We start from the raw sequence: 26812 nt of genomic DNA on the forward strand, positions 1-26812 counted from the left end.
TCTGACTGGTAGACTTCACAAATATTTTTTGATTTATTTTGAAACTTTTTCTGCTCCAACAGCAGATACTTTGTTTTTACTCGTTTTATCAATACTAACATTGGAATCTGTACATTCCATTCGATTTTTATATCAGCACTTTTTGTCTGGGATTACCACAAAATCCCTCAATACCTTTTACCACGCATATTCCTATGCAAAAGTTGATTATTCCCACTTTATGAATATCACAGCTAAAGTTGCTTTGAGAATGATACCGGATTCACTGGCAACACAGCCGATATTTCTTTGTGTGGATGATACCATGGTAGCAAAGACCGGAACTCGGTTTGAGAATGTTTCAAAACTCTTTGACCATGCCGCACATAATGGTTCCAATTATCTGAATGGACACTGCTTTGTAAATATTATGCTTTGCATACCTGTATGGAAGAATGACAGGGTATCTTATCTTTCACTTCCTCTTGGATATCGCATGTGGCAGAAAAAAGAATCAAAGCTGGAACTTGCTGCATCCATGATCCGTCAGGTCATGCCTGAATTTCAGGAGAAAAAGCAGGCTATTATCCTCTGTGACAGCTGGTACACAAAGCAAAATCTGGGTTCAATCGTTGATGAATACCAGAATCTGGATCTTATCGGCAATGCCAGGATTGATTCTGTCATGTATGATCCTGCTCCTGCACATACCGGCCGCAGAGGACGTCCCGCCAAACATGGGAAGAGACTTTCTGTTGAAACAGATTTTGCTTTTTCCAATGAAAAGATCGGCGATTACTATATCGGAGCACACCGTGTGATCACCAACCTTTTTGGATGTCGGGAAATTCAGGCTTATGTGACCGCTACTGAAAAAGAACACGGTACAAAACGCCTGTTTTTCAGCACCATTTTCCCGGAAGACTTGCAGATTTTCTGTGCCTATCAGGAAAAAGAACCATTAAACCAGACAGGAAGTGACAGGATGAAATATATTCCGCTGTTTTTGTACTCGTTCCAGTGGAATATTGAAACAAGCTACTATGAGCAGAAAACCATCTGGTCACTTTGCAGTTATATGGTACGAAGCTGCAAGGGTATTGAAATGCTGGTAAATCTGATCAATATCTGTTATTGTGCAATGAAGATCTTACCCTATCAGGATGAGCAGTTTTCCGAATATCGTACAAAAAGTGTACAGGAGTTTCTTTTTGAATTAAGTCAGGGTATTCGCAGCCAGATATTTTTGACCAATTTCGTTAGAAACATCGAAACACATATAAAATCAAATGTTATCATAAAGGCTTTAAAACAGCTGATTCGTCAGCAAGTCTATTAATTATAAAATTGTAAACTGGTGTATGTATCTTGTTCTCGTTTTCTAATTAATACAGATGTTCCTGATACTTGCCGTCCATGACGTCCTTCAGATACTGTCCGTACTGATTCTTTTTCATGACCTCATAGACTTCCATCAACTCATCTCTGCAGATCCATCCGTTCAGATATGCGATTTCTTCCAGGCAAGCAATCTTACGATGCTGATGTTGCTCGACAGTCTTTACGAAATTGGTGGCATCCACCAGGCTCTCATGTGTACCTGTATCCAGCCAAGTGAAGCCCTGACCCAGCAGTTCTACATTCAGGGTGCCGTCTTCCAGATAAATACGGTTCAGATCGGTAATTTCCAATTCACCACGGGCAGACGGTTTCAGGTTCTTGGCAAACTCGACCACACGATTATCATAGAAGTACAAGCCAGTCACACAGTAGTTACTCTTCGGATGTTCTGGCTTCTCCTCGATAGAAATGGCCTTACCGTTCTTATCGAACTCAACGATACCAAAACGCTCTGGATCGTCCACATAGTAGCCAAACACCGTTGCACCCTTGCCGTTTTCTGCATTCTGGACTGCTGCCTGCAGGCGCTTCTTCAGACCATGACCCGCAAAGATGTTGTCGCCCAGCACCATAGCCACAGAATCGTCACCGATAAAGTCGGCACCAATGATAAAGGCCTGTGCCAGTCCATCCGGAGACGGCTGAACCGCATAGGTCAGATTCACACCAAACTGGTGTCCATCCCCCAGCAGATTCTCGAAACGAGGAGTATCCTGCGGTGTGGAAATAATCAAAATATCGCGGATGCCAGCGTTCATCAGAACAGACATCGGATAATAAATCATCGGTTTATCATAAATTGGTAAAAGCTGCTTGCTCGTAACTTTCGTTAATGGGTACAGACGAGTGCCTGATCCTCCTGCTAAAATAATGCCCTTCATATACTCATAACCTTCCTTTTATTACTCTTTTAATAATCCCAATAAAAAAATCGAATTTTACTTTTAAATCAACATGTGAAGCGTATTTATTAAGAAAGCTCTTACTATATTTCGGTGTATCACGTCTACATAATTTCATTGCAGTTATGGTAGTTTTCATTGTACCTTTCCGTTTTAATTGCGCTGGTTGATATAAATAAAATTCTGAGTCAATTTTAGTAGTAAAATCCTCTTCAACGTTAATTCTTCCACTTTTAACAGTCGCATCCAATAATTGTTTTCCAAGCTCATTTCTTGCAATTATAATATTTCGACCCTCATGTTCTGAAAAATCTGGGTGATTATTATTATCCAACTGCCAAAAATCAGCACATACAATATCAGCCAGTTCTCCTGTTCCATCCATGCAAAATCTACAAATATATCTTATATCTCGTCCTAAATATTGACCCCACGCTACTTTATATTCCATCTTGAGTTCGCGACCATCTTTGGTATTAACCGTTGTAAAACCAGGCCATCCGTTTCCTCGATATACTAGCGTATCACATCCCTGCCTAGAAGTTCCCATTTTTTTCAAAAGTTCATCCTGTGCATTAACACTAGGCTCCCCTGCACAAAAAAAAGATAACAAATAAATAATATTTTTTGTCAATTTCTCATTTTTATTTAAATATCTTCTAAGTGCCATTACATCACACGGTTTTCCAACGAATGCATACTTTTTGTCACTTTGTACTATCTGTAAAATATCTTTGAGTGGTACAGATATTCCATATCTTGAACCACATCTGCTTATCACCTCTTCAACTGTAGTACTAACGCAACTAATCGTTTTAGTCTGATCATCCGGGTCATACGTTGTATGAATTATTGCATCGACTTTTTTATTTTCTAATAAATAACAACATATTTCAGTTAATGCTCCTCCTGAAGCCGCTTTAAATCTAATTTTTTTATTAGATGAATAACCTATCAAAGCTTTTTCTATATTTCCCCATATATCATGCTTCTGCTTGCCTTTATAATAAAAAACAGGACAAACAGAATGATAAAATTCTAACGATTCTCCTTTTTTTACATCAACATTAGGAAAACCACCATCTATCATTTTTAATTCTGTTCCTTGTACTGAATGACACAGACCACACCCGGTACAATATGTATTTATGTATTTACTCGACTCTTTCATATCTAACTTTCACTTTCTAAATGTCATTTTTTATCATTTATATATACTTTAAATAAGTCTTTTCGACATATACACTTATTGTCAGACAACGCAGAATTAACATACATTCAACTTTTTCTCAACATAACTATTATTGCTTTTCTCTTAATAAATGCTGCCAAAGAAATAATAAGAATAAAACTGTACCTTAATAATCTATGTGAATAGAGTATAGAAATCAATATAGAAACAACTATGACAACTATTGAAATCGCCAATATTTTTTTATTATCAATTGCATCATCATATTTTTTATTTTTGACATTTATATAATGAAGTAATGCTAACAATGCATAACATACCATTGTCGTATATCCGGCTGCCACAAATCCAAACAATTTAATAAATATATAGTTCAGAATAATATTTGATACTGCTGCAATCGTTGATGCTACCGTAGCAAATGTTGTCTTTTTATAAAATAACTCTATTCGCATATATAATGAATATACTGCTGTAAAATAAACTCCTCCTGCAATCGCTGGTATCGCGTAAATGCCCGCTTTATAAGAATCAGGAGCCAGTATTGTCATTATTTCCGGAGCAAATAATGTACATCCCAGGCAAAATACAGCAAAAGTAAGCATTATCTGACCACTAGTTTTTCTTACACTCTCCTCATCTTGAACATCTAAGCGTTCATAAATCCAAGGTGACAATGATGCCTCAATTGACGTCCAAAGAATTTGAATGACAGAAGCAACCGTATATGCTACTGAATAAATAGCTGTAGATGTTGTATCTATCATTTTTGTTATCATGATTCTGTCAGAACTTGCTAATATGTACATTGACATATAATGTGGTATAAGTGGTATATTAAACTTTAAAGCATAGATACAATAATCTATTCTTAATTTAAATTGAGCTTTCATCGCAATTATCATAAAAAAGAAAATTCCGACTACGATATTTACCCCTTCCATGGCACATACTCGTGCGATTGCTTCATTTTCTGAAGATGCATTAAGAACAAACAGGACTCCAAGAAGTAATGAAAATAATCCGATACATACAGTAATAATTGATAATGCTTTATATTTATATTCATACCGTTGTCTCCCACTCCAAAATTGATATGCTGGAACAAACAAAAAATATAAAACCATTACATACACCATAACCGGAGGTATTTCAAACATATTTAATAATGGCGTTTTAAATATCTCAAAAATCAAAAAAAACAAACCTGTACAAACAGCTGTTATAACAACTAATGCAAATTGAAATTGATTTCTATTTTCCTTAAACTCTAACATTCCATTATTAAACACACCTTGCGATAAATTTAATGTTACGATTACTGTCAGCAGACTCTGCCAAGATTGAAATGTTGAAACTATCCCATATTGATCAGCTGACATAATTCTCGTAAATATAGGTCCACTTATTAAGGAAATCCCTTTTAAAATCAAATTTGCAAATAATAATGCCATAGATGCTTTAACTGCCGGAGATGCCGTTTTAAATTTTCTTATAACACCTATCATTTTCTTTTCTCCAAAAGACACCTAATATCATTTTCAAGCAATTCTAACTTTGCATACGATTCCACCACTGACTTTTGTCCACACCCCTTTAATATTTCATAGTTTTGAATCCATGATTTACTTTTTTCTAATGCTTCTTCCAAAGAAAAATTCCGAGCTGAAATAACATATGGATACTCAAGATTTCCAAATAGACCTTCAAACTTTCTACTATATGAAAAAGGAATTGTTGCAACCCCTGACGAAATTGAACCTATCGTTGCATGCATTCTTGAACCAATAAAAACATCCATGTTAGCAATATAACTCTTTGCCTCAATCGGCGTATTAAACGGTGGTGCAATCTCAATTTTATCACCATATTTTTTCTTCAGTTGCAAACATACACGATAATCATTTTCTCTAGCATTTGGCTGTTCAAGATCTATCACATGTGGAATGATATGAATTTTATATTTTGACTGTTCTATTAACCATTCCAAAATTTTTATATGATATTGTTTATAATCAACTGTAAGACCAAAATGATTTTCTTTAGCCCACTGGCTATCCCATAGCAAGGATGATACGTTTATTCCAATATTTATTCTTTCATTATCGATTTTATATTTGGTTCTATCGTATGGAAGTTTAAAAGCCATATCTGAACCAACCTTTATTTCCACACCACTTTGTTCTTTGATAACTTTTGCTGATAAATTATCACGAGAATATACTAAATCTGCCTTTCTAATCAGTCTCATTGCCCATTTTTTTAGTACCAGATTGTTATAAGGACCGTATGTCTGAGGCACCAATACTAGAGGAGTCCCACTCCAAATGACCATTTGTTTTATTAAATCTGTTTTTATATTCCATTTTTTTCCATATATATCAGAAAATCCATCTCCAAATGTTGCATCAAAAAATACATCACATGTTTTTAAAAGTTTAAATGCATTTTTCCAATATCTAGGATTTTTTAAATTAATATTACACTGCTTAAATTCTATTTCTGGAAATTGTTCAGGAATCCTTCCTAAAGTTTTATTATATGTAAAATTATATACATAAAGTTTTTTCTCATCACATATTCTTTCCATCATAGAAAGAAACGTATAAGTTAAAGCTTCACATCCTTTATTTGAACTAATAAAATCAAATCCAAATAATCCAATAATCATTAAGTTCTACCCCTTTACTATTATTCATATGCTGTTAAATATGCTTTATTATTACAATATGCTATCAATAAAAATATCAAACAGAAAAAAATTCTTTTTTCATCAATTTGATGAACACCAAAAAAGGATATATAATACGTGCCCAAGATTACTACTAACATCTTTGGAAAGGATATACGTCCTTCCCACTCTGAAGGATTCTTTACAGCTTGAATTATCGATTTTATAAACACCTGTATATAAACCCATATCATAGAAATTAATCCAATAATTCCATAATGATATAATAAATTCAAATACTGATTTTCAATACTTGTTTTGGTTCTAATATATGAATAAATTCCAGAACGTTCTGTAAGTGAATAAGCGAACTCCGCACTGCCTCCCATTCCAATCCATTTATTATCTATCGACTCCCAAACCCATTTCAATAATTCTTTCCTATCCCCACTTCCTGTTCCATCAACATTTCCTAGCATTGCTGCATAATTATCATCAAACACTGCGAGTAACATATATGCAACATTCTGTAATATATTTAAAATTTCTGGAAGAACAATTGAACAAATAATTACCGCTAACATACCCACTGATGTAATAATTAATAATTTCTTTAATAAAACTTTATAGCCACATAAATACAAAAGAATAAGCTGACTTATTATGATACATATTAATATTGATCTTGAAAGTGTTAATAATGCAGCAATAAAAACAAAACCATATGCTATACCATATTTTTGTTTTCTTTCATTTCCTTTACTACAAACACTAATACGATAAACTATCAGTCCCAATGCAAACATACAATAGTTACAAAATGATATTGTTTGATATGTAAAAGAAATAATTCGTCTAAAACCAAATCTTAATGGCTGTAATGTAATCTGTGCCCCCATATTATTAAGCAAATGGAAAACGTTAAACCCCGTTATACTTTCCACAATACCAATTATTGAAGCAACTACTGCTCCAATAATTAATAAATCAACTGCACGGAGAAATCGTTTTCTGGTATTCAAACATTTAATTATCACAAAACCCACCAAGTAATAACATAATATCTCATAAAAATATTCAACAACGCCTTTAAAAAGTATTGCGTTTATAAACATAATAATTAGCCAGATTCCAAAAGCAATCTGGATATTCCTGCATGAAGTAGCAACTGATTTTGAAATTCCCAAAGCCACACATGCAAATAGCACGATTCCTAAACACATAAGTTTAAAAGCACTTATTCCCATTATTCCAAAATATTGTGGAATAATGGGATAAATACCAAACACCAAAAATATTATAGTATTTCGGATGTTAAGTTTCATCTTATCTACTAACCTTTCTAGCCTTTTCTAATAATGATATCCTGAACTTACCATGGAAATTCATTATTCGCCTTCAAAGCATCCCGAATAGCCTCTAAATTCTTGTATCCAGTTCTTTCATCAGGTTCTAAATATCCACCTTCAGCCCATTCATTCCAAGCATACATAAAAATCATATCTTTTTTGTATATCGATTTTGCACGTTGAATCTGCTTGCTCATATATTTATTTAACTTTTCAGGTGTGTCGCCAATATATACCTGCCCTCTATGCCCTTTTCTAGGCGTATTATCCCATCCAACAAAAGCACCCGGTATATTCTTTTCATTTTCTGGAATATGTTCTAAAATTGCCTTCCAGGCTTCATCATAATCGGTTTTAAGAACAGACGCATTTTTTTCTTTCCCTTTATGGTTGAAATATCTCTGCAGATCAAAACCTAACCTCTTTTCAGTTTCAGCATAAATCCGTCTTTTAATATTTCTCAAAAAATTCCACAATTTAGATTTTTGTACTGCTGATTTGTTGTTCAAATCATTCCACGCATAACTAGGTTGAAATTCAATGTTATAATCAAATCTACTATCATCCCTATTCGGCATAAGATCAAAAGTTAAATTCTGATAAGCATATTTCATCCCAGAAAAACCATTTTGTCGTGCTAACTCTGTCCAATAATCAAGCATGTCATTCAGACAATCAATGACCTCTGCCCTATATATAATAAATAATGGTTTATTATCCTCCTTAATATATCGATTATCTTTGAAAAAAGGAAGTAAATAATCAAAATGTTCTTTCCATTCCTTCTTTCCACCATAAAACTGAGGTATCAGTACCTTACTTTCATTTACCCAAGCTTTTGTCCACGGTTCGTTAGCCCAACTAATACAAAACGGTATATCAACTTTTGGATTTGCAAGCATTTGCTCCATCGGTTTTTCCAAAAGCAATTTTCCTCCAAACCAATAATGATAATAACAAAATCCATAAATGCCATATTCTTTAGCAATGTTGGCTTGCCAGATTTTAACATTATCATCCAATAAGTTATAATAATTTTCATTCATTGGAATTCGTGGTTGTTCATGTCCTTTATATAAAGGTTGTGCCTTTTTGACGTTGACCCATTCAGTAAATCCTTTTCCCCACCATTCATCATTCTCTGGAATGTCATGAAATTGAGGCAAATAAAATGCAATAATTTTCATAGTTCCTCCTACGTCTTTCAGAAGTAGTTCTATTTCAAAAGTTCTTACTTTCTCCAAACTACTTTCGCTTAACTCAAATATTTTTTTGCAAAATTATATCATTGAAAAAGCTTACCTGTGCTTTCTTCTTTTAAGATAGATATATCCTCTCTAGCCGTATTGCTGTATCATCAATATTGAACCCCGCATTCGTAATTTCCATACGTGTATTCTTTCGTTTGTATCCGTTATACCTTTCAATTACTTCGCACCACTTGGATGTTTTCTCATCTAAACCTATATATTCTACAGCATCTGTTATTTTTAACTCTTGCGTTATAGTATTAGACACGATCAAAGGCAATCCATTTGCCTGTGCTTCAACTCCTGCAACTGGTAATCCCTCATATAGAGAAGGCATTACAAAAACGTCTAACATATTCCAAAGCCGATTCACTTCATCTGATAGACCATGAAAAATAACAACTTCCTCTATTCCTAATCGCTTTACTTTTTCTTTTATTTGATTTTCTGTTTCTCCAATGCCAACCAAAAACAATCTTGCACTATTATCATGCTTATAGACTTCATAAAAGATATCAATCAGAAATTCATGATTTTTCTGTACATTAAACCTTCCCACATGGCCCAAAACAAAATTATTCTCTAATCCATATTTTTTTCGTAATTCAGTGCGAACTTCGGGCTTAAAACTGTGTTTATCATAATCTACGCCATTCTTGATAACGGTATAATTTTCCGCGTCAACGATTTTCTTCGGAAACATGAACCTTGCTGCTGCATCTGAGCATGCTAAATAATCTGTAATCACAAAAGGCATAAACCACTTGAATACTTCTGATAATTTTACGAGTTTCTGGCCAGGATAGTAGCTACTATTATGAGAGTGATAAATTATTTTTTTTGCACCTCCGATTTTTGCAGCAAATGCAACCAATACTTCATATGGTGTGGACGAATTTATATGTATTATTTTAATCTGCTCAGAATGAACTAATTTAATAATACCGAAAAATTTCTTCAAGCCTCTAACAATCGGATTTTTAACAGTTTGTAAATCCACTCGATAAATGGTACTATGTGCTTCTTTTGCCCTTTTAGAGGCCTGATCAAAAGTATCTTCAAATGTTAAATAATCAAACTGAACCTTTTCAAAATCAATTTTTTCGGACAATGTGAGAACGAGTTCTGTTATACCGCCCATGCGAATAGGAGCCATATGCAATACTCGAATTGGATTATTGCCATTAATCTGCTGTTTCATTCTCACCACTCCTTCCCATAAATTCTCTTTGATACTTCTCTATACTTTTCTTTTTATTATATAAAATTACTGCTTTTCCTATTGGGCCAGTATAACGAAGAGATCTTTTAACAATATCTCCAATAATCATTTTTAATGTAATAGGTGCATATTTATTTGTTAATTGTTCGTATGTCATTAACTCTCTATCATGAAAAAATGCTTCCCGATTTTCACTTTTCTTTGCCGACGCAATAAGCATAGAACCCTCTGTTAAAATCAACTCTTCGCTATCAACTGATTTTATTCTCATCTTATCTATTACATCAGGTTGCTCTAATAGTTTTTTACCTTTATCACTATGACATAAGATACTAGTTGTTCCTATATCATCATCCATATCTTTATTATAAGAACCTACTAATGCGCAATCAAATATGGTTATATCGCTTACACGATGTTTTGTTTTAAAAGCACATTCATAACACGATGGTCGCAATGTAATTCCCTTGAACATAAGCCTTGTAAAAGTTTTTATATCATTTCTACAATCAATTGTCTTTCCATTGGCAAAATAGACTTTAATATTGGTTGCTGAATACCCATATGTTTTATCTCTAAAGACAAAATTGGAAATTTTACCTTTATACTTATGCTCTAAAAACTGAATAAAATCTTTGAACACTCCTGGTGAAGGAACTCCATGGCAAGCTAAGTCTATTAAATATAAATTTTCTTTATTTCTTTTAATATAAGATTCAAGGCCAGCTACCTGACAGGGCATACCTATAAAAAGTACTTTTTTATCTGCATCTAACTGTTCTTTTATACTTTTAAAGCAATCTCCCAGTTCGCTCTGAACATACTTTGAACCTTGAAATTTCCCCAGATCACTTATATCTGTCGCCATTGTATGTCTGCAAACTCTATCATCCGAAAACTCGCAGCCAAATACGACTCCACCGCATGAAATAACATATTCTGCAATTGCATTTATAGCCGCCCCTGATGTACTCTTCAATCTAATGGAGTCATTCTTATTCTGTACAATATAACCAGATGTGGTTTCTTCTCCTATTTTTCTTTTATTTAATATAGGACATACACTATTACATAACCCACATTCTACACACCTATTTTTATCTACCCGGGGATATTTAAACCCTTCTTCATCAAGCTTCATTTCAATTGCACTCTGCGGGCAAACAGCATAGCAGGCTGTACATCCGCTACAATTCACCTTATCATTGATTTCAATCATTCTTCCCAAGCGCCTCTCTAATATAAGCAACCGATATGGCTTTTTCTTTTTCCAATCTTTCATCGACTCTGTCATAATCTATAGGCTTTTTCATTTGCTCCAACACATCACCAGTATATCTTCTAGATGACAGTCCAGTTATGTCACAAAGATTAGCTATTCTTGAATTACGTGACATCATTAAAGGATCACTATAACGGTCAAATGCTAAAAATTGCTTATGATGCAATATTGAAAAAACAGTACAATGGAACGAGTCGGTACATATATATTTTGCATAGCGAATTAAATTCACAAATTGCTCTGAATCTATATCATACAAGTGTTCCGCATTAAATTGCAGATCGTACGGAACAAATTCATCTATATGCGGCATATCATAAAGAGGAATACCTGTTTTCCTAGATAGTTCTTCCGCAACCTTTCGATGTTCGGAATTTGCTCCTAAAAAATAACAAAAGATATAATCATTTTCTAATACAGGTTTTACAGGAATTGCTTGTGCCCATTCTTCTTTATTCAGTAATAAAGTTGGATCTAGAACGACTACGGCTTTTCTTCCTGTTAATCGCTCAATGAGTTCCGCACCGCTTTTCTCGCGAACTCCAAGCATCTCTATTCTATTTAAATATTCGATTGTTCTTCTTTTCTGATAAAAAGGCACCTCTGTAACACCAAAGCTAGTTGAATATGAAACACGTTTTACTTTTTCATCAGCAAACATCAAATTGAAAAAATTTGTTGGCAATCCAGCTGGAATCCACAGCTGATCGCCACCGGCAACTACAACATCATAGTTTTTACTTCCTGCCCTAAGTGCTTCAAAACCAATATATGGAGCTGATACTTTATCTTTCAAAAAATTCTCCAGAAATCTATCAAATGCTCTTTGACGAATCGCATCTTTCATCTTGATATCAGGATGTTTCTTTAATTGAATCTTTTTTTCAATCAGGCGAAATTTTTCCTTCATAAGATACTTATTCAACAATCTGGGTAACCACTTGATTTTTTGAATCGTATTAAGTTTTTTTCTATAGCACAAAAACTCACAGTCATATCCCAATTCCACAAATTTCACATATGTTGCATAAGCTTGCAACATGCTGCCATAATTATGATTGTCATAACATGTACAAATACCAATTTTCATATACTTTTCCTCTTATACATCCATTAACAAGACTTGCTTATAAGCTTGTTCAATTCGATTTAAGTGTGCTTCTAGCGAATATCCCTCTTTTACGATTTTCCAAGAAGCTTCCCCGAATGATTTTCTTTCTTTTCTATCTAAAAGTATTTCCGTAATCCCTTTCGCAAATTGATTAACATTACCCGGATCACAACAGTAACCATTCTCTCCATCATGCACAATCTTGGGAATTCCACCCACATTTGTACTTACAACTGGAAGACCATACCCCATTGCGTCCAACACCGACATTGGCATTCCCTCGTTATAAGATGGTAAAAAGAATACATCTGCTTCCCTAAGCAGTTTATCCTTCGTATCACCACGAACCCATCCAGGGAATTTCACATTATCGGATATACCTTTTTCAGCAATCAACTCCTTGATTGCTTTCTCATCAGCTTCGCTTCCTGCTCCAGCTAAAACAAAAATCACATCCGGTATACTTTTTTTCACCTGTGCTATAACCGCCGGAATATCATAACAGCCTTTTCTTTTTCCTAATTCTCCAAGGAACAGAACTGTATTATTACATTCCCTCTGCATCCTTTCCTCTAAAGCATCTTCATGAAGGACACTATAGTTTTCAATTATTTCAATTCTATCTTCCGGAACAATCTGGCTCAATCGTTCTTTCCATTCCTCAGAAAGAGCAATCAACACGTTACATTTACTATATACTTTTTTAATCTTAGCCTTTTTTTCTTCCGGTGCATTTACATAGAATTCGTCAAAATCAGCACCATGTATGTGATTAACAATCGGAATTTTACGCCAGGATGCCATATAAATAAATGGCATCTTTCTATAAAATGAAGGTCCAAAAGAAGAATGAATGTGAACCACATCCGGCTTATGAAACATTAATACATATGCAAAATGAAAATATCCGCAAATACCTTTTAAAAGCTTATCAAATTTGCTTCCATCTTTATATGACTCTACATAAGTTATTTCATAGTCCTTCTCTAGTTGTGATCCCCTATATCCATTTACGACCGCAGCTATTCCACCTTTTACCATTCTATTTGGAACAATCATACATACTCTTTTCATATTCACTTTCCCCTTATCATCGCGTTCCAAATAAACTTCGTATTAGTGCTCCAATATCTCTTAAACAGTCTCTTCGGATCTTGTACTAAACGATACACCCACTCCAGATTATGTTTCTGCATCCACATCGGAGCGCGCTTAATATTTTCTGCATAATAATCAAATCCAGCTCCAACACCAAGCATCAGTCCATCAATTTTTCCCTGATGGGCGGCCATCCACTTTTCCTGTTTTGGCGCTCCAAGCCCAACCCAGACAAAGTCCGGTTTAGTTTCATTAATTCTCTCTATAATTACCTTATCTTCCTCTTCCGTCAGAGGTCTAAACGGAGGACTGTACATCCCAGCAATTTGAATTTCTGGATATTTTTCCATCAACTTCTTTTGTAGCAATTCAAGAGTTTCTTCTTTGCTGCCATAAAAATAATGGCGATACCCTTTCTTTGCAGAGATCTCAAAAATCTCTCCCATTAAACTTGGACCTGTTGTGCGCTCCATATTCTTATGACCGCGTTTCTGACCAACAGTAGAAAGAGGACCGCCATCTGGAATTGCCATTAACCCGCCATTTTGAATTGCGCAGTAATCCGCATCTTCAAAACTTGTTACCGTTGTATGTACATTTGAGACACATACGTAGTCTCCTTTTATTTCCGAAATATTTTTTTCGAGATAGTCTACCAACCACTCCATATTGATTGCCGCAATATTAACTCCCATAATATTGCAAGTTGGAATGCATTTTTTATCAACCTTTCTCTTATACTCCATTTCTCGCACCTTTCCCTCTTTTTCTACTTATACGGAAGGCTCATATTGAGCCGAGCAATTTATATAAAACAGTGTGGTTATCATCCATGCCGGATAATCTATCGCACTGTGGTTATCATTTTTCTCACAGTGACATCTATTTTTCCGACCGTCACTGAGTCTTTGATGTAGACCTGTCATGGGCTACTCACCTAACTTGTTGGCATATGAATTTTGTTAAAACTGTACACATCTTTCAATCCATATTTTACAGATAAACCCATCCACAATAACAACAAAATCCGCTCCACTTCATGCTCCTTTGCATTCCATGTGCGGACTCTGCCTAATTTTCTTCATACCGATCCTTCCCTCTTCAGAACCATAATTACTGTTTTAAACAGTATTTTAATATCCAGGCCAAAATTCCAGTTACTGATATATTCTGTATCCAGTCTTACAACTTCTTCGAAGTCTGTAATGTCACTTCGTCCGCTTACCTGCCACATACCAGTGATTCCCGGTTTAATAGCGATTCGAGCCCTGTGATGTAATTCATATTGACGCAGTTCGTCCTGAAGGATCGGACGAGTTCCTACAAGGCTCATGCTCCCATTTAGCACATTCCAGAACTGTGGAAATTCATCAAGGGATGTTTTCCTGATAAATTCGCCGATTCCGGTTTTTCTGGTTCCGTCCGGCAAAATCTTATTTCCGATTACTCGGGGATCGAAATCGAGTTTGAACATACGTCCATCACTCATTTTGTTCTGAGCCATCAATTCTGCTTTCCGTTCTTCTGCATCCATATACATACTCCGGAATTTGTACATCTTAAATGGCTTTCCGTTTTTTCCAATCCTTGTCTGTGAGAAGAAAATCGGACCCGGAGAACTGATGTAGATAGCCGGTGCTATGAAAATAAAAATGATTCCTGTCAGGAAGCAGCCCACCAGTCCCCCAAGAATATCCAATACTCTTTTGGCAAGTGCCTGTCTGTCTGTGACATAGTTCATGGTGGTTGTCAGAACTGTATATCCGCCAATTGCCTCCACAAATTGTTTCTGTCCGGGAGTACTTCTGACTTTTGCCAGGTTTACATGGACCGGCATTCCCATTTCCAGCAACTCTTCTATCAGTTCCTGAGGGTATGGATATGTTTCATCTACATTTACAAAGACCTCATCTACCCACTGCTGACAGATAAAGGATAGTGCGTTATTTAAGTCTGCTACTACCGGGACTCCTACAATTTCTTTCCCTGTCATATCTTTATCAATGAGTATCAGACCATTGATGTTGTAGCGGTTATAATTGTGTTCTTTTACATTTTGGATTACTTTTGATGCAAGGTCATAATTGGTTACAATGTAGAGAGAATGCTCTCCACCTTCTGCCATTTTATGCAGCAGACGTTTTTTCCATATTATTCTTGTACAATAGGATAAAAGCACATAGAAAATTCCCATAAGATAAAGGATTATTCTTGAAAATGTACGTCCGCCACTGACAGTAAACAGGTACAGACCACTTGCCAGTTCGATCAGGATCATCTGCCGGATAACAGAACGCAGCTCCTGATAACGTCCTCTTCTCAGAACTCCTTTATAAGATTCAAACAAAATGATCAGGAACAGATCCACCAATATGACAAATATCATCACATTGCGATAAATTCCCAGTGTAAACAGGTTCCTGACAGAACCGTTTCGAATCAGATACGCCAGTATTAAAGCCATAAATAAACACGCAAGATCAATTAATATGAAATCTTTGTGTTTATACCATCCTCTTGATTTTTTCCTGTACATACGTTTTCCTAACCTCTCCTTCTTTTTTATTCAAAAAGGCATATTTACAGAATCGTTTTCCTGTAAATATGCCATCATTTTTTATTATTCTTTTCTTATAATTTCCAATCCCACCTTCATTTCTACTGTTCTTCCGAACATTTCTATTTCCAGATATGCTGTTCTTTTATGTCGGTCTATCCTGCGGATATTTCCTTCCATTCCCATCAGAGGACCTGCCAGGATCTGCACTCTGTCATTCTCGATAATGCCGGAAGACATCTCTACAAGCTGTTTGTCCGTGCCTATTTTCATAAGCAAATCTATTTCTTCCTGAACCAGTGGGACGATCTCATCGCCGGTTCCGATCAGCTTCGTCAGTCCGATGACTTTCTTGAGTCCATTTACCAGTTTTTCCGGATTTTGGGTAATTAAAAAGACATACCCGGGAAAGAGGATTCTTTCCTGGATATGCCATTCGCCCTGAAATCGTTTCTTCTGTTGGTAATATGGGATAAAGCAGCGTTCTAAGACATTGCTGCTTATTAACCGCTGACACTGACAGCGGATGTTTTCTTCGGTGCCTGTGCGCACTTGCATCACATACCACACTGGATATCTTACCTCCGTATTCTGGGTATGCTTCGCCATTCTGCCTGTGTTTCAAGGCAGACTCATACTTCAAGATATGTATTATCCATATCTTCAAACGCGGCAAAGCGACGATTTAAAGACAAAAGATTTACGCCGTATTTTATTATAACTACATCAATAAAAAAATGCAACATATTTCTACAAAAAAACAGCCGCCATCTCTGGCGACTGCGTTCTGATTCCGAATTATTGATTATTTTGCGTCTGCGATTACCATGAAGAAATCTCCATCGTTTAAGGTAACAGTAAGAGTTTTGCCCTCTTTGTCAATATTAACCGGATCAATGACTACAAACTTCTTTGTGCCGTCTTTGCTGTAGACCCAAAGCTGAATACCTTCCATAGTGTCTGTAAGACTCGGAACATTAAGCTTTACTTCATATGTTCCGTCATCATTAGGCTTTGCTTCTTCCGGCTTCAGTACGTTGAATTCATAGACAAATGTAACAATCATTTTTCCTTCGAGTTTAGCAATGGCATCTTCAAGGTCTGCCTTGTCTGCTTCATCTACAGAAAGGGATTTCAATACTTTTATGAAATCTTCCATCTTCATTGTACCATCATTGATTTTTTTAAAAGCATCTGCCAGATCTTTATATTTTGCCTGCAGATCAGCAAAGCCCTGTGTTTTCTCAAGTTCCTTAACAACTTCATAAATTGAAGACTGTTTAGAATCCACAGTAATTTCGCTTGTCTTACTTGGCGCTACCGCGGCCAAATCACTCGTGTTGCTTGGCGCTGCACCGACACCTACAGTAGCACATCCTACTCCAAGGGCAGCTACTAAAGCAAGTGTCATAAATTTCTTCGCGATTTTCATAATGCACCTCTCCTTTTGGATTAATTTTTATATAGATAACCGTACAGAATGTCTGCACGGACTATCTCTGAATAATAACAGTGATAATTATTTATCACAGTACAGTGTATTCTGTATTCATCATACTATGACTAATACAATCAAATTTTCTCATAAAACATGGAAATAATCAAATCCGACAATGCATCTTCATCGATATGATACTCATCAAAGTTCTCCCCATGTGTTCCCTCACCCGGTACTGTCTCTGTATCAGTGATTCCATTCTGTGATGCAGCCAGCAATTTGGCAAATATATCATTACCCATATTTGTAACTGTATAGCTTTTAACACTGTCATAGAGACCTGTCACAAATCCGGCGTCCTCTCCTGCTTTTTCCTGAGCCTTCTGCACCAGTGCCTGAAGAAAGGTTTTCTGTCTCTCCTGACGGACCAGAGCACTCTGGGTTTTGTCAATGTCACGATATCTTACAAACTGTTCTGCAGTTTCCCCTGTGATATCCACAACAGCACCTTTTTTATATTCCGGATTCACATCTGCGAGACTGTCATCAGGGATTGTGAGCTGTATTCCACCTACGAAATCTGTAATCACTGAAATGCCATCCATATTCATGGAGCAATACCCCTGAATCGGAAGTCCGTCCAGCATATTGGAAACTGCTGTTTTCATCAGTTCACAGCTTTTCTCTTTTCCATCCCCGAAGGCATACTGTATATTCAGATGATCTGTTGTCTCTCCAAGGCTCTGACCATATGGATTAAATACTTCTATCCTGGTCATGGAATCTCGTGGAATAAACAGAACCTTTATCTTCTCTGTTGCACGATCCATGGACACCAGGAAAATTGCATCTGCCTGCCCGGCATCTGCCTGTGACTGATAAGTATCTACAGCTTCCCTTGTATCAATTCCCAGGAATAAATAATTGCTGAGATGATCGTTATATTTGTATGTCTCACCTTTATATTCCACAGTAGCACTGTTTTGGTTCAAATCCGTCTGATTCCGGCTGTCACTGTTCTGACCGCCGGCTTTTGACGATGTAGCATTTTTCTGACTTAACAGATAATAACCGCCGCCAAGAATGGAAAGAACTATAATCAGGATAATAATCAAAAGCATACAAATCTTACGCTGTCTGATGGCTTTTCTTGTGGTTTTTTTCATTTTCATTCCTTCAATCTCTGTATTTCAGTTATCTCATCAGTTTTTGCTGATATAATTAAGCTCCTGCAGTTTCTGTAATATTGCCTCTGCCATTGCCTGCTGAGCCTCATAGGTAGAAGACGGCTGTGCAGTCACATCTGCAAGACTGATATAGTGTTCTCCCCATTTCTGGCTGAGCACCTGATCAAGTGCTTCAGAGGTTACGCTTCCGTCCATAGGGCGTGTTCCTACTACAATAAACTGATCTTTATTCTGAAATGTATTTAAAATCTGTTCCTGCTGGTCTGCCAGTTCTGCAGGATCATGATTCCAGCCGCCATAATATCCCATGAAAATAACTGGAATACAATCCATATCATTTCTTGTAGTCTGTTCTTCTGTCAGATCACGTATTCCGGTCTCTGTTACATTCAACTGGGCACCGTTTGCAGCCTGCTGATGTCTGGTAATATAGCTCTGAATAGTTTCATCACTTACACCAGCCATCTTCATCATGGAGAGAGTGCCGCCTCCCTGAAGCGTTTTATTGACTACTGTCATATTATAGCCATTATCGGTCAGAAGCTTCTGAAGTACTGTCATATAGGAATATGTATTGGATTCTTCCCCATTGATCAGATCATCTCCCCAGCACACAATACCTGAAGCAGCTGTCGTCTTATCTTTTGTATCTTCTGTCTTATCTGCATCTTCTGTGTCAGCTGTATCCGTTTTTTCTGTGTCTTTTGTGTCTTCTGTGTTCTTTGATTTAATGTCTTCTGTATCTTCTGCTTCTTCGGAAGATACCTCCTCCAGCTCTTTTGCACGTTCTTTTACTGCTTCGTAATCTTCAATCCCACTCTGCTGGTCGTCCGCAATTTCTGACAGGTGTCTGGATTCCTTCTGTTCCGATTTATAACTGGTCACAAGAATAAAGCCCAGGAGAACTGCCAGCAGAATGCAGATAAAGCCCAGTAAGATATTCGTCTTTTTTATTTTTTTATTCCTTATTTTGCTCACTTTTCCAAATTCTCCTTTATCATTGATCATGGTTTCTGTCTTACTGCCAGATAACTGCCCGTATTATTTAATCTGGGCTTCTTCGTCGCTTCTGCGATAATACTCTCCATAATGCTTATAATAGGAAGAATAATATTTGTCATCACTGGTATCTATCTTGTTCATAACAGCTCCAAGAATACGGCATCCGCTTCTTTCCAGCTGTTTAAATGCTTTCTGTGCGTCCCGGTACCTGACATTTCCCGGTTCAATCAGAAAGACTGCACCATCGCAGCATCTTCCGATCACTGCCGCATCAATTACTGTTCCGATAGGCGGTGTATCGATCAGGATATAATTATAATATTCTCTGATTTCCTTTAAGAATACCTTAAAGATATTCTCACTGAGAAGTCCTGACGGGTTCGGTGCACTTGGGCCTCCGAATATGATATCCATATTCGGAAAGTTTGTAGAATAAATAACCTCCTGTAATCCCACCTGACCGCTCAGAAGCTGTGAGAGACCTTTCACTTCCTCTTCCACACCCAGTCGTCCGGCATATGCAGTCTTCCTGATATCCGCATCCAGAAGGAGAACCTTCTTGCCAATACTCCCAAGCTCCTGGGCAAGACTGAGTACTATATCACTCTTACCTTCGTTTGGATAACAGCTTGTAACCAGAATTGTCTTTATGCTCTGACCCGACAGCTGAATATTGGTACGCAGAGTTTTGATCGCCTCACTGTAAAAATAATCCGGATTTCTTTTATCTGTTAAATTGAGTTTCTTCATTGCTCAGATTCCTCCATCAGTTTAATGGTGCTTCTTATTCTTGTTCTTTGATTTCCTGTTCTTCGAATTTATAAAATCTTTTCTGTCAGGAACCTTGGCAAGAACAGAAACTCCCAGGTATTTCTCAATATCTTCCTCTGTCTTAATAGTATCATCCATTACAGCGTATACAACCACGATTGCCGCACATGCAAGGAAACCGAGTAAGAAGCCGAGTGCTGCATTCTTCTTTACGCTTGGAGAAGTTCTTACAGTAGCAATCTTACCAACTTCAATAATCTTTGGCGGAATAACTTCCATTTTATCGCCAATATAGGATGAAGAAACATTCGCAATCTCATCTACGATCTTCTTTGCCATTTTAGAATCTGTATTATTGACAGTAATCTCAAGGATACGGGTATCTGTAGGATTATTGATACTTACGCTTCCTTTCAGCTGTTCTGCAGTCATATCCAGATCCAAATCTGAAATCACCTGTTCCATCACAGGGGTACTTGTGATCAGAACTGTATAATCACTGGTCAGGCTGGCACCTAACTGCAGATCCGCCAGTGATGTCAGTGTGGTTTCTTTCGAAAGTACAAGGATACTGGATGTGGAGCTGTAGATCGGTGTCATTAAAAACTGCGTATATGCTGCTGCAATACAGCCTCCGGCAAGAGCAACCATCAGTACCAGAAGGATTTTTTTCTTGAGCGCATAAAATATTTCCAGTAAGTCGATTTCGACTTCATCATCATTTGCATCGGGTCTCTGTGCTTTGCTGCTCTCAAAGTTACTGTTCAAATTGTCTAACATCTGATAATTTCCTTTTCCCTTTTTTCTTTATAGTTTTGTACATTACTGTTCACAGGTAATATTCTGTCTTATGTATTTCTGAAAGTAAACAGCAAAATTGACATAAACCGATTTTATTGTATATCAGCCAATAAAAAAAGTCAATCTGTAGCCTCATGTTTTTGTTTCTGTTTCAGAATTTCTGCAGGATTATGAATAAACAGTTCATCTGCATAGTCCTGCCCGAATTTCGCTGAAACCATACGATATGCCTCTCCAATCCTGCTGCTCCTCTTTGTACTGTTGTGACAGTCTGATCCGACGAAATGAAGGAGTCCGTCTTTCATGATTTTATTACAGTACCGTTTAGTAAAAAATCCATCTTTTCCTGTGATGCTGTCTGCATTGATCTGCATATAGACGCCCATATCTGCCAGTTCTTCCACAAAATCCAGACTGTTACGTGTGGCTTCGTAACGTTCTATATGTGCCATGATCGGCTTATATCCTCCGGAGAGCAATGCACCGAGACGTTCCCGTATATAGCTTTCTTCCGAGTTATGGGAAAATTCTGTAAGAACATACCGCGAACCGGCCATTGTCATTACTTTCTGTTCTCTGAGCATGGGAAGCATCTCCATATTGGCGTGAAACTCACATCCCAGATACACATGGAGATCCGGGCTGATCTCTGATGCCGCTTTCTCCACCAGTCTGAACTGCTCTCTGACTTTCTCCGCAGGTGTTTCAAACATCCGAAAGCGGAAATGGGGAGTTGCAATAACCGTCCGCACACCCTGTTCATATTCCATCCGGAGTAATTTTACGGTTTCTCCTATATCTGTGGCTCCATCGTCTACACCGGGTACAATATGACAGTGTATATCATAAATTCCTTTTATGGACATCCTATCATTCCTTCCTGACTGTCTGCAGCATTTCTGATGCTCCTGTAACTGCTGACCACATTCGTAATCTAAAAAAATAATCAACCGGCTCTGTATGATCATCCTCATACAAAGCCGGTTGCTGAATATTTATGAGTATTCTCTTAATTATTCTTCTGTAGCTTCCTCAGCCGGTGCCTCAAGAGCTTTCATGCTCAGGCTGATCTTCTTATCTTCGCCGTTGAAGTCAACAACCTTAGCTTCGATCTCCTGTCCGATTGACAGTACGTCTGCTGGTTTGGCAACGTGCTCTCTGGAAATCTGGGATACATGAAGAAGTGCATCTACACCAGGTGCAAGCTCTACGAATGCACCGAAGTCTGTCATACGTGCAACTTTACCTTTAACTACGTTTCCTACAGCGAAGTCCTCAGCTGCTGTGAGCCATGGATTTGCTTCCGGGAATTTAAGGGAAAGTGCGATCTTCTCTCCGTTGATCTCTTTGATAAGAACTTTAACTTTATCGCCAACAGTGAATACTTTCTTCGGGTTCTCTACTCTGCCCCAGGACATTTCGGAGATGTGAAGAAGTCCGTCTGCTCCGCCAAGATCGATGAATGCACCGAAATCTGTAACGTTCTTAACTGTTCCTTCAACTGTGTCGCCAACATGGATCTTCTCCATTAATTCTTTCTGTTTCTCTGCTTTCTCAGCAAGAAGAAGCTGCTTACGGTTACCGATGATGCGGCGTCTTCTCGGGTTGAATTCTGTGATAACGAATTCAATCTCCTGATCTGCATATTTGGAAAGGTCTTTCTCATATGTGTCGGAAACGAGGCTTGCAGGAATGAATACTCTTGCTTCGTCTACGTTTACACAAAGTCCACCGTCAAGTACCTGAGTTACAGGAGCTTTTAATACTTCCTGATTCTCAAATGCTTCTTCAAGACGTTTGTTGCCTTTCTCTGCTGCCAGTCTCTTGTAAGTAAGAGTTACCTGACCTTCTCCGTCATTGACTTTGAGAACTTTTGCTTCCATTGTGTCTCCAACGTGGACAGCATCTGTGAGTACAAGGCTTGCATCGTTAGAGTATTCGTTCTTTGTGATAATACCGTCTGCTTTATAACCGATATTCAGAATAATCTCATCTTCTTTTACATCGATGACAGTACCCTGTACAATCTCTCCATTTCTGATAGTCTTTACGGAATCTTCCAGCATTTGTTCAAAACTTAATTCTGACATGTTCTTGAACCTCCTCAATAATTTTGTTTGGGGTGGAAGCCCCTGCTGTAATACCTACATAACTACTGCATTGGAACATTTCAGAATCCAAGTCTACAGGTGTTTGTATATAGTAAGTATTTCCACATTCCTTTTTACATATTTCAAACAGCTTTTGAGTATTGGAACTGTGCCGGCCGCCTACGACCAGCATAGTGTCTACCTCTCCGGCTATGTTTTTTGCTTCTCTCTGCCGTTCTTCGGTAGCATTACAAATAGTGTTTAAAATATTGAGAATATTTAAAACATTATTATCATACCTCTTTTTGCAAAGAATTTCAACTAAATCTTTAAATTTGTTGTAATTAAATGTCGTCTGGGACACAATACTTATTTTTTTGCCTTTTGGGGGTACAAATACTTCGGCTTCTTCTTTGTTTCTGATCACCGTGTACGGTCCCTGACACCAGCCGCAGATGCCCTGTACTTCGGGGTGGTCTTTGTCGCCGATGATGATGATGTGGTTTCCTGCAAGGCTTTCTTTTTCCACGATCCTGTGGATTTTCAGAACGAAGGGGCAGGTCACATCTACATAAGAGATGTTTTTTTCTTTCAGCTTATCGTAGATGGCTTTGCCTACACCGTGAGAGCGGATGACTACTGTTCCGTTCTGCAGGGTGTCATCCGGGGAATCCAGGTCTGCTTCTGTGATAACGTGGACGCCACGGGCTTCCAGATCCGCTACTACACCTTCGTTGTGGATGATCGGACCCAGAGTGTAGATTGGTTTCTGTTCTGTGCCGATCAGTTCGTAGACTTTGTCTACTGCCCGTTTGACGCCGAAGCAGAAGCCTGCTGTCTCTGCTACTTTAACTTTCATAAATAAATCCTTTCCTTACCCGTAAAAGAATGTTTGCTGTATAGCATGGGAAGTTTACAGTTACAGATGAGTATATCTTGTCTGTAAAGGGTGCTGTCAACCACCCTATGATGCAGCACCACTTTAGGTGATAGGTAGTTGACGGGCAAATAGCGTAGTCTGAAACAGATAATCTGTCCGCCTGACCGTTATTTCTGTATCTTCTTATTATACACATCAAGAATAGCATCTACAACCTGATCAATTCCCATTTCCGAGGAATCTACGAGCACTGCGTCCTCTGCCTGTTTCAGAGGGGAGATTTCGCGGTTCATGTCGCGTTCGTCGCGCTCGATGATGTCTTTTCGAATCTGGTCCAGGTCGAAGGATTCTCCCTTCTGTTCATATTCCAGTGCTCTTCTTTTTGCTCTGGTGTCTGCGCTTGCTGTGAGGTAGATTTTTACTTCTGCGTTTGGAAGGATGGTTGTGCCGATATCTCTGCCGTCCATGACTACGTCGTTTTTCTCTGCCAGAGTTCTCTGAAGTTTCAGAAGATGAGCTCTGACTTTCGGGTTTGCGGAGCTTTTGGATGCCATGTTTCCTACCTGTTCGGTGCGGATCATAGCATTTACGTTCTCTCCGTTGAGGATGACAATCTGTTCTCCGTTTTTGTATTCGATGGAAATGTCAGCGCCGGAACATACCGCCTCGATCTCTTCCTGATTTTCTCCGTTTACGCCATGGTTCAGAAGATATAAAGCCATTGCCCTGTACATGGCTCCTGTATCTACATAGATAAATGATAATTCTTTCGCTACTTTCTTTGCGATGGTGCTCTTTCCTGCTCCTGCAGGTCCGTCGATGGCTATGTTACATCCCATTTTTGTGATTCCTCCTGTTTCTATTATTTAATAACGTATAGTCGAATCATATCATAGTTATATAGCAATTCCATAAAATACTGCAGGCAATCCAGTCCATCATAGCGTGAAGTCCTGCGTCAGATATCTTTGTCGTGCATCAGCACGCCTGCAGATATCTTCCTTGTCCTTTGCACTCTGCCGAACTGTCCTGATTGCATTATTTTGTGTAATTGCTTAATTTGCTTACTGTATCGCCTGCGCTGCCAGATATGCGGTAGACCAGGCAATCTGTAAGTTATATCCACCTGTCACTGCATCCAGATCCAGTACCTCGCCTGCGAAGTAAAGACCAGATATCTTCTTTACTTCCATTGTTCCGGGGTTGATCTCTTTGACAGAGACGCCGCCTCTGGTGATGATGGCTTCTTTGAACTCACCCATTCCTGTGATTGTGAAGGGGAAGGCTTTGATAAGGTCAATGAAGTGCTGGCGTTCTTCTCTGGAGATGTCGTGGATTTTCTTCTCTGCGGGGATTCCACCCAGTTCCAGCATTACCGGAGTCAGAGATGACGGGAAAAGTACGCCAATCACGTTCTTGAACTGTTTGTTTGGTCCTGCTTCAAATTCACGCAGGATCCTGGCATCCAGCTGTTCTCTGGTGAGTGCAGGCTTCAGATCCAGATATGCGGACAGTTCGCCGTTTGGTGCTTTCGCCAGTTTTGCACCAATGTGGGCACTGGCGGAGAGAATCATGGGACCTGTGACTCCGAAATGGGTGAACATCATCTCTCCGAAATCCTCGTAAAGTACTTTCTTTCCATTCTTTATGGTGAGTCCTGTGTTCTTAAGGGAAAGTCCCTGAAGCTTAGGGATATAGTCTTCTTTTGTCTTTAATGGGACAAGAGAAGGTGCAATGTCTGTGACTTTCAGTCCCAGTTCTCTTGCAAAGCGGTATCCGTCACCTGTGGAACCGGTACTCTGATAAGAGAATCCACCTGTGGCTACGATGACTGCATCTCCTTCCATGAAGGTTCCGTCTGTAAGGATAACCCCTGTGATCTTCTCCTGCGGTATGTCAGGTGATTTTTTTCCTTTTCTGCCTTTTCCTGCATCAGATCCTGATCCTGATTCTGTTAATGCAGCTTCTGATTCAAGGGTATTTACGGAATCTGTTACAGATTCCGTTACAGGTTTCTTTACAATTTCCTGTACAGCAGTGTGAAGATGAATCTTTGCTCCTGCTTTCTTCAGTTCACGTTCCAATGCGCGGATGATGTCTGAGGAATGGTCAGACTGTGGAAATACGCGGTTTCCACGCTCTACCTTCAGAGGGACACCTGCTTTCTCAAAGAACTCCATTACATCCTGAGGGGTAAATGAATAGAAACTGCTGTAGAGGAACTTGGGATTGCTCATCATTGCAGGAAAGAGTTCTTCTGTGTCGCAGGCATTTGTCACATTGCATCTGCCTTTTCCTGTGATGAAGACTTTCTTTCCCAGTTTCTCGTTCTTCTCTAATATATGAACTTCATGATGGTTACGGGCTGCAAAAACCCCTGCCATCATTCCGGCGGCTCCGCCGCCGATTATTATAACTTTGCTCATGGAATATTCTCCTGTATTTATTTTACCCTGCAGATTGTCTATTTCATCATGGTTCCACGTCTCCGCTTCGCTACGATCAATATAGATATGTACCTCTGGCATCATATACCCATTGGCACATTATATTCCCGGGTATCATATTCTTTCATAATAACGCAAAGGAGCCTGCTTACGCAAGCTCCTTTTTTCGTTTGGACATATTT

At 38.1% G+C, this 26812-nt stretch carries 24 protein-coding genes; 1 reads left to right on the forward strand and 23 read right to left on the reverse strand.

All coding sequences use genetic code 11. The features are described from left to right. Positions 1-100 precede the first annotated feature (100 nt). A complete protein-coding gene (locus ACESZG_RS02995) occupies positions 101-1318 on the forward strand; it encodes a transposase (RefSeq protein ID WP_055058525.1) in 1218 nt (405 codons plus the stop codon). 46 nt (positions 1319-1364) lie between these two features. Here the strand turns inward: ACESZG_RS02995 and rfbA are convergent, their stop codons facing one another. From rfbA to ACESZG_RS03110, 23 genes are all read right to left on the reverse strand, one after another. Further along, positions 1365-2261 carry a glucose-1-phosphate thymidylyltransferase RfbA gene (rfbA, locus tag ACESZG_RS03000; RefSeq protein ID WP_008704440.1) on the reverse strand — a complete coding sequence of 299 codons (897 nt, stop codon included), beginning with the start codon at positions 2259-2261 and terminating at the stop codon, positions 1365-1367. 4 nt (positions 2262-2265) lie between these two features. Next, positions 2266-3372 (reverse strand): Coenzyme F420 hydrogenase/dehydrogenase, beta subunit C-terminal domain, encoded by a 1107-nt coding sequence (locus tag ACESZG_RS03005; RefSeq protein WP_055058526.1) that lies wholly within the window; start codon positions 3370-3372, stop codon positions 2266-2268. A 188-nt stretch (positions 3373-3560) separates the two neighbouring features. Beyond that, entirely contained in the window at positions 3561-4982 is a 1422-nt protein-coding gene (locus tag ACESZG_RS03010) for a lipopolysaccharide biosynthesis protein (RefSeq protein WP_008704442.1), read from the reverse strand. Then, positions 4979-6145 carry a polysaccharide pyruvyl transferase family protein gene (locus ACESZG_RS03015; RefSeq protein ID WP_008704443.1) on the reverse strand — a complete coding sequence of 389 codons (1167 nt, stop codon included), beginning with the start codon at positions 6143-6145 and terminating at the stop codon, positions 4979-4981. The genes ACESZG_RS03010 and ACESZG_RS03015 overlap by 4 nt, the downstream gene beginning before the upstream one ends. A 20-nt stretch (positions 6146-6165) precedes the next feature. After that, positions 6166-7470 (reverse strand): O-antigen ligase, encoded by a 1305-nt coding sequence (locus ACESZG_RS03020; RefSeq protein ID WP_055201518.1) that lies wholly within the window; start codon positions 7468-7470, stop codon positions 6166-6168. 47 nt (positions 7471-7517) lie between these two features. After that, positions 7518-8681 (reverse strand): glycoside hydrolase family 99-like domain-containing protein, encoded by a 1164-nt coding sequence (locus ACESZG_RS03025; RefSeq protein WP_008704446.1) that lies wholly within the window; start codon positions 8679-8681, stop codon positions 7518-7520. A gap of 130 nt (positions 8682-8811) precedes the next feature. Beyond that, positions 8812-9945, reverse strand: a complete 1134-nt coding sequence (locus tag ACESZG_RS03030) for a glycosyltransferase (protein WP_008704447.1) — start codon at positions 9943-9945, stop codon at positions 8812-8814. Further along, positions 9929-11185: a Coenzyme F420 hydrogenase/dehydrogenase, beta subunit C-terminal domain gene (locus tag ACESZG_RS03035; protein WP_008704448.1), complete on the reverse strand. Its 1257-nt coding sequence runs from the start codon at positions 11183-11185 to the stop codon at positions 9929-9931. The genes ACESZG_RS03030 and ACESZG_RS03035 overlap by 17 nt, the downstream gene beginning before the upstream one ends. Next, positions 11178-12338 carry a polysaccharide pyruvyl transferase family protein gene (locus ACESZG_RS03040; RefSeq protein ID WP_008704449.1) on the reverse strand — a complete coding sequence of 387 codons (1161 nt, stop codon included), beginning with the start codon at positions 12336-12338 and terminating at the stop codon, positions 11178-11180. The genes ACESZG_RS03035 and ACESZG_RS03040 overlap by 8 nt, the downstream gene beginning before the upstream one ends. Before the next feature lie 12 nt (positions 12339-12350). Then, on the reverse strand, positions 12351-13433 hold the full coding sequence (locus tag ACESZG_RS03045; protein ID WP_020993806.1) for a glycosyltransferase family 4 protein: 1083 nt from the start codon (positions 13431-13433) through the stop codon (positions 12351-12353). Positions 13434-13435: 2 nt separating this feature from the next. Continuing rightward, positions 13436-14203 (reverse strand): WecB/TagA/CpsF family glycosyltransferase, encoded by a 768-nt coding sequence (locus ACESZG_RS03050; protein WP_044952063.1) that lies wholly within the window; start codon positions 14201-14203, stop codon positions 13436-13438. Positions 14204-14538: 335 nt separating this feature from the next. Further along, positions 14539-15993: a sugar transferase gene (locus ACESZG_RS03055; protein WP_373217520.1), complete on the reverse strand. Its 1455-nt coding sequence runs from the start codon at positions 15991-15993 to the stop codon at positions 14539-14541. Positions 15994-16077: 84 nt separating this feature from the next. Next, positions 16078-16584, reverse strand: coding sequence for an antiterminator LoaP (gene loaP / locus ACESZG_RS03060; RefSeq protein WP_227292020.1), 507 nt, complete (start codon positions 16582-16584; stop codon positions 16078-16080). Between the two features lie 235 nt (positions 16585-16819). After that, positions 16820-17446, reverse strand: coding sequence for a hypothetical protein (locus ACESZG_RS03065; protein WP_055052976.1), 627 nt, complete (start codon positions 17444-17446; stop codon positions 16820-16822). Positions 17447-17586: 140 nt separating this feature from the next. Beyond that, entirely contained in the window at positions 17587-18624 is a 1038-nt protein-coding gene (locus ACESZG_RS03070; RefSeq protein WP_373217523.1) for an LCP family protein, read from the reverse strand. Positions 18625-18654: 30 nt separating this feature from the next. Beyond that, a complete protein-coding gene (locus ACESZG_RS03075; protein ID WP_022380918.1) occupies positions 18655-19617 on the reverse strand; it encodes a hypothetical protein in 963 nt (320 codons plus the stop codon). A 63-nt stretch (positions 19618-19680) separates the two neighbouring features. Beyond that, positions 19681-20391: a polysaccharide biosynthesis tyrosine autokinase gene (locus tag ACESZG_RS03080; RefSeq protein WP_022380917.1), complete on the reverse strand. Its 711-nt coding sequence runs from the start codon at positions 20389-20391 to the stop codon at positions 19681-19683. A 21-nt stretch (positions 20392-20412) separates the two neighbouring features. Beyond that, a complete protein-coding gene (locus ACESZG_RS03085) occupies positions 20413-21192 on the reverse strand; it encodes a YveK family protein (RefSeq protein ID WP_008704460.1) in 780 nt (259 codons plus the stop codon). A gap of 140 nt (positions 21193-21332) precedes the next feature. Next, positions 21333-22079 (reverse strand): CpsB/CapC family capsule biosynthesis tyrosine phosphatase, encoded by a 747-nt coding sequence (locus ACESZG_RS03090; protein WP_008704461.1) that lies wholly within the window; start codon positions 22077-22079, stop codon positions 21333-21335. A gap of 147 nt (positions 22080-22226) precedes the next feature. Continuing rightward, a complete protein-coding gene (rpsA, locus tag ACESZG_RS03095) occupies positions 22227-23303 on the reverse strand; it encodes a 30S ribosomal protein S1 (RefSeq protein ID WP_118341712.1) in 1077 nt (358 codons plus the stop codon). Continuing rightward, positions 23284-24162, reverse strand: coding sequence for a 4-hydroxy-3-methylbut-2-enyl diphosphate reductase (gene ispH / locus ACESZG_RS03100; RefSeq protein WP_329282403.1), 879 nt, complete (start codon positions 24160-24162; stop codon positions 23284-23286). The genes rpsA and ispH overlap by 20 nt, the downstream gene beginning before the upstream one ends. Positions 24163-24350: 188 nt before the next feature. Next, complete coding sequence (gene cmk / locus ACESZG_RS03105) at positions 24351-25022, reverse strand: (d)CMP kinase (RefSeq protein WP_173701253.1); 672 nt, start codon at positions 25020-25022, stop codon at positions 24351-24353. Between the two features lie 225 nt (positions 25023-25247). Continuing rightward, positions 25248-26609: an NAD(P)/FAD-dependent oxidoreductase gene (locus ACESZG_RS03110; RefSeq protein ID WP_055152439.1), complete on the reverse strand. Its 1362-nt coding sequence runs from the start codon at positions 26607-26609 to the stop codon at positions 25248-25250. Positions 26610-26812 lie beyond the last annotated feature (203 nt).

Origin of the sequence: Blautia sp. Marseille-P2398, from assembly GCF_964240315.1 — a bacterium.
In the GTDB taxonomy this organism is placed as follows: domain Bacteria; phylum Bacillota; class Clostridia; order Lachnospirales; family Lachnospiraceae; genus Blautia_A; species Blautia_A wexlerae.

What these genes read in the sequence shown, in the direction of transcription:
- ACESZG_RS03015 (WP_008704443.1), bottom strand. Translation starts at nt 6,145, where the DNA reads ATGATTATTGGATTATTTGGATTTGATTTTATTAGTTCAAATAAAGGA.
- cmk (WP_173701253.1), bottom strand. Translation starts at nt 25,022, where the DNA reads ATGGGATGTAACATAGCCATCGACGGACCTGCAGGAGCAGGAAAGAGC.
- ispH (WP_329282403.1), bottom strand. Translation starts at nt 24,162, where the DNA reads ATGAAAGTTAAAGTAGCAGAGACAGCAGGCTTCTGCTTCGGCGTCAAA.
- ACESZG_RS03045 (WP_020993806.1), bottom strand. Translation starts at nt 13,433, where the DNA reads ATGAAAAGAGTATGTATGATTGTTCCAAATAGAATGGTAAAAGGTGGA.
- ACESZG_RS03090 (WP_008704461.1), bottom strand. Translation starts at nt 22,079, where the DNA reads ATGTCCATAAAAGGAATTTATGATATACACTGTCATATTGTACCCGGT.
- ACESZG_RS03085 (WP_008704460.1), bottom strand. Translation starts at nt 21,192, where the DNA reads ATGTTAGACAATTTGAACAGTAACTTTGAGAGCAGCAAAGCACAGAGA.
- rpsA (WP_118341712.1), bottom strand. Translation starts at nt 23,303, where the DNA reads ATGTCAGAATTAAGTTTTGAACAAATGCTGGAAGATTCCGTAAAGACT.
- ACESZG_RS03025 (WP_008704446.1), bottom strand. Translation starts at nt 8,681, where the DNA reads ATGAAAATTATTGCATTTTATTTGCCTCAATTTCATGACATTCCAGAG.
- ACESZG_RS03110 (WP_055152439.1), bottom strand. Translation starts at nt 26,609, where the DNA reads ATGAGCAAAGTTATAATAATCGGCGGCGGAGCCGCCGGAATGATGGCA.
- ACESZG_RS03035 (WP_008704448.1), bottom strand. Translation starts at nt 11,185, where the DNA reads ATGATTGAAATCAATGATAAGGTGAATTGTAGCGGATGTACAGCCTGC.
- ACESZG_RS03070 (WP_373217523.1), bottom strand. Translation starts at nt 18,624, where the DNA reads ATGAAAATGAAAAAAACCACAAGAAAAGCCATCAGACAGCGTAAGATT.
- ACESZG_RS03030 (WP_008704447.1), bottom strand. Translation starts at nt 9,945, where the DNA reads ATGAAACAGCAGATTAATGGCAATAATCCAATTCGAGTATTGCATATG.
- ACESZG_RS03010 (WP_008704442.1), bottom strand. Translation starts at nt 4,982, where the DNA reads ATGATAGGTGTTATAAGAAAATTTAAAACGGCATCTCCGGCAGTTAAA.
- ACESZG_RS03005 (WP_055058526.1), bottom strand. Translation starts at nt 3,372, where the DNA reads ATGATAGATGGTGGTTTTCCTAATGTTGATGTAAAAAAAGGAGAATCG.
- ACESZG_RS03050 (WP_044952063.1), bottom strand. Translation starts at nt 14,203, where the DNA reads ATGGAGTATAAGAGAAAGGTTGATAAAAAATGCATTCCAACTTGCAAT.
- ACESZG_RS03020 (WP_055201518.1), bottom strand. Translation starts at nt 7,470, where the DNA reads ATGAAACTTAACATCCGAAATACTATAATATTTTTGGTGTTTGGTATT.
- ACESZG_RS03065 (WP_055052976.1), bottom strand. Translation starts at nt 17,446, where the DNA reads ATGAAAATCGCGAAGAAATTTATGACACTTGCTTTAGTAGCTGCCCTT.
- rfbA (WP_008704440.1), bottom strand. Translation starts at nt 2,261, where the DNA reads ATGAAGGGCATTATTTTAGCAGGAGGATCAGGCACTCGTCTGTACCCA.
- ACESZG_RS03055 (WP_373217520.1), bottom strand. Translation starts at nt 15,993, where the DNA reads ATGTACAGGAAAAAATCAAGAGGATGGTATAAACACAAAGATTTCATA.
- ACESZG_RS03080 (WP_022380917.1), bottom strand. Translation starts at nt 20,391, where the DNA reads ATGAAGAAACTCAATTTAACAGATAAAAGAAATCCGGATTATTTTTAC.
- ACESZG_RS03040 (WP_008704449.1), bottom strand. Translation starts at nt 12,338, where the DNA reads ATGAAAATTGGTATTTGTACATGTTATGACAATCATAATTATGGCAGC.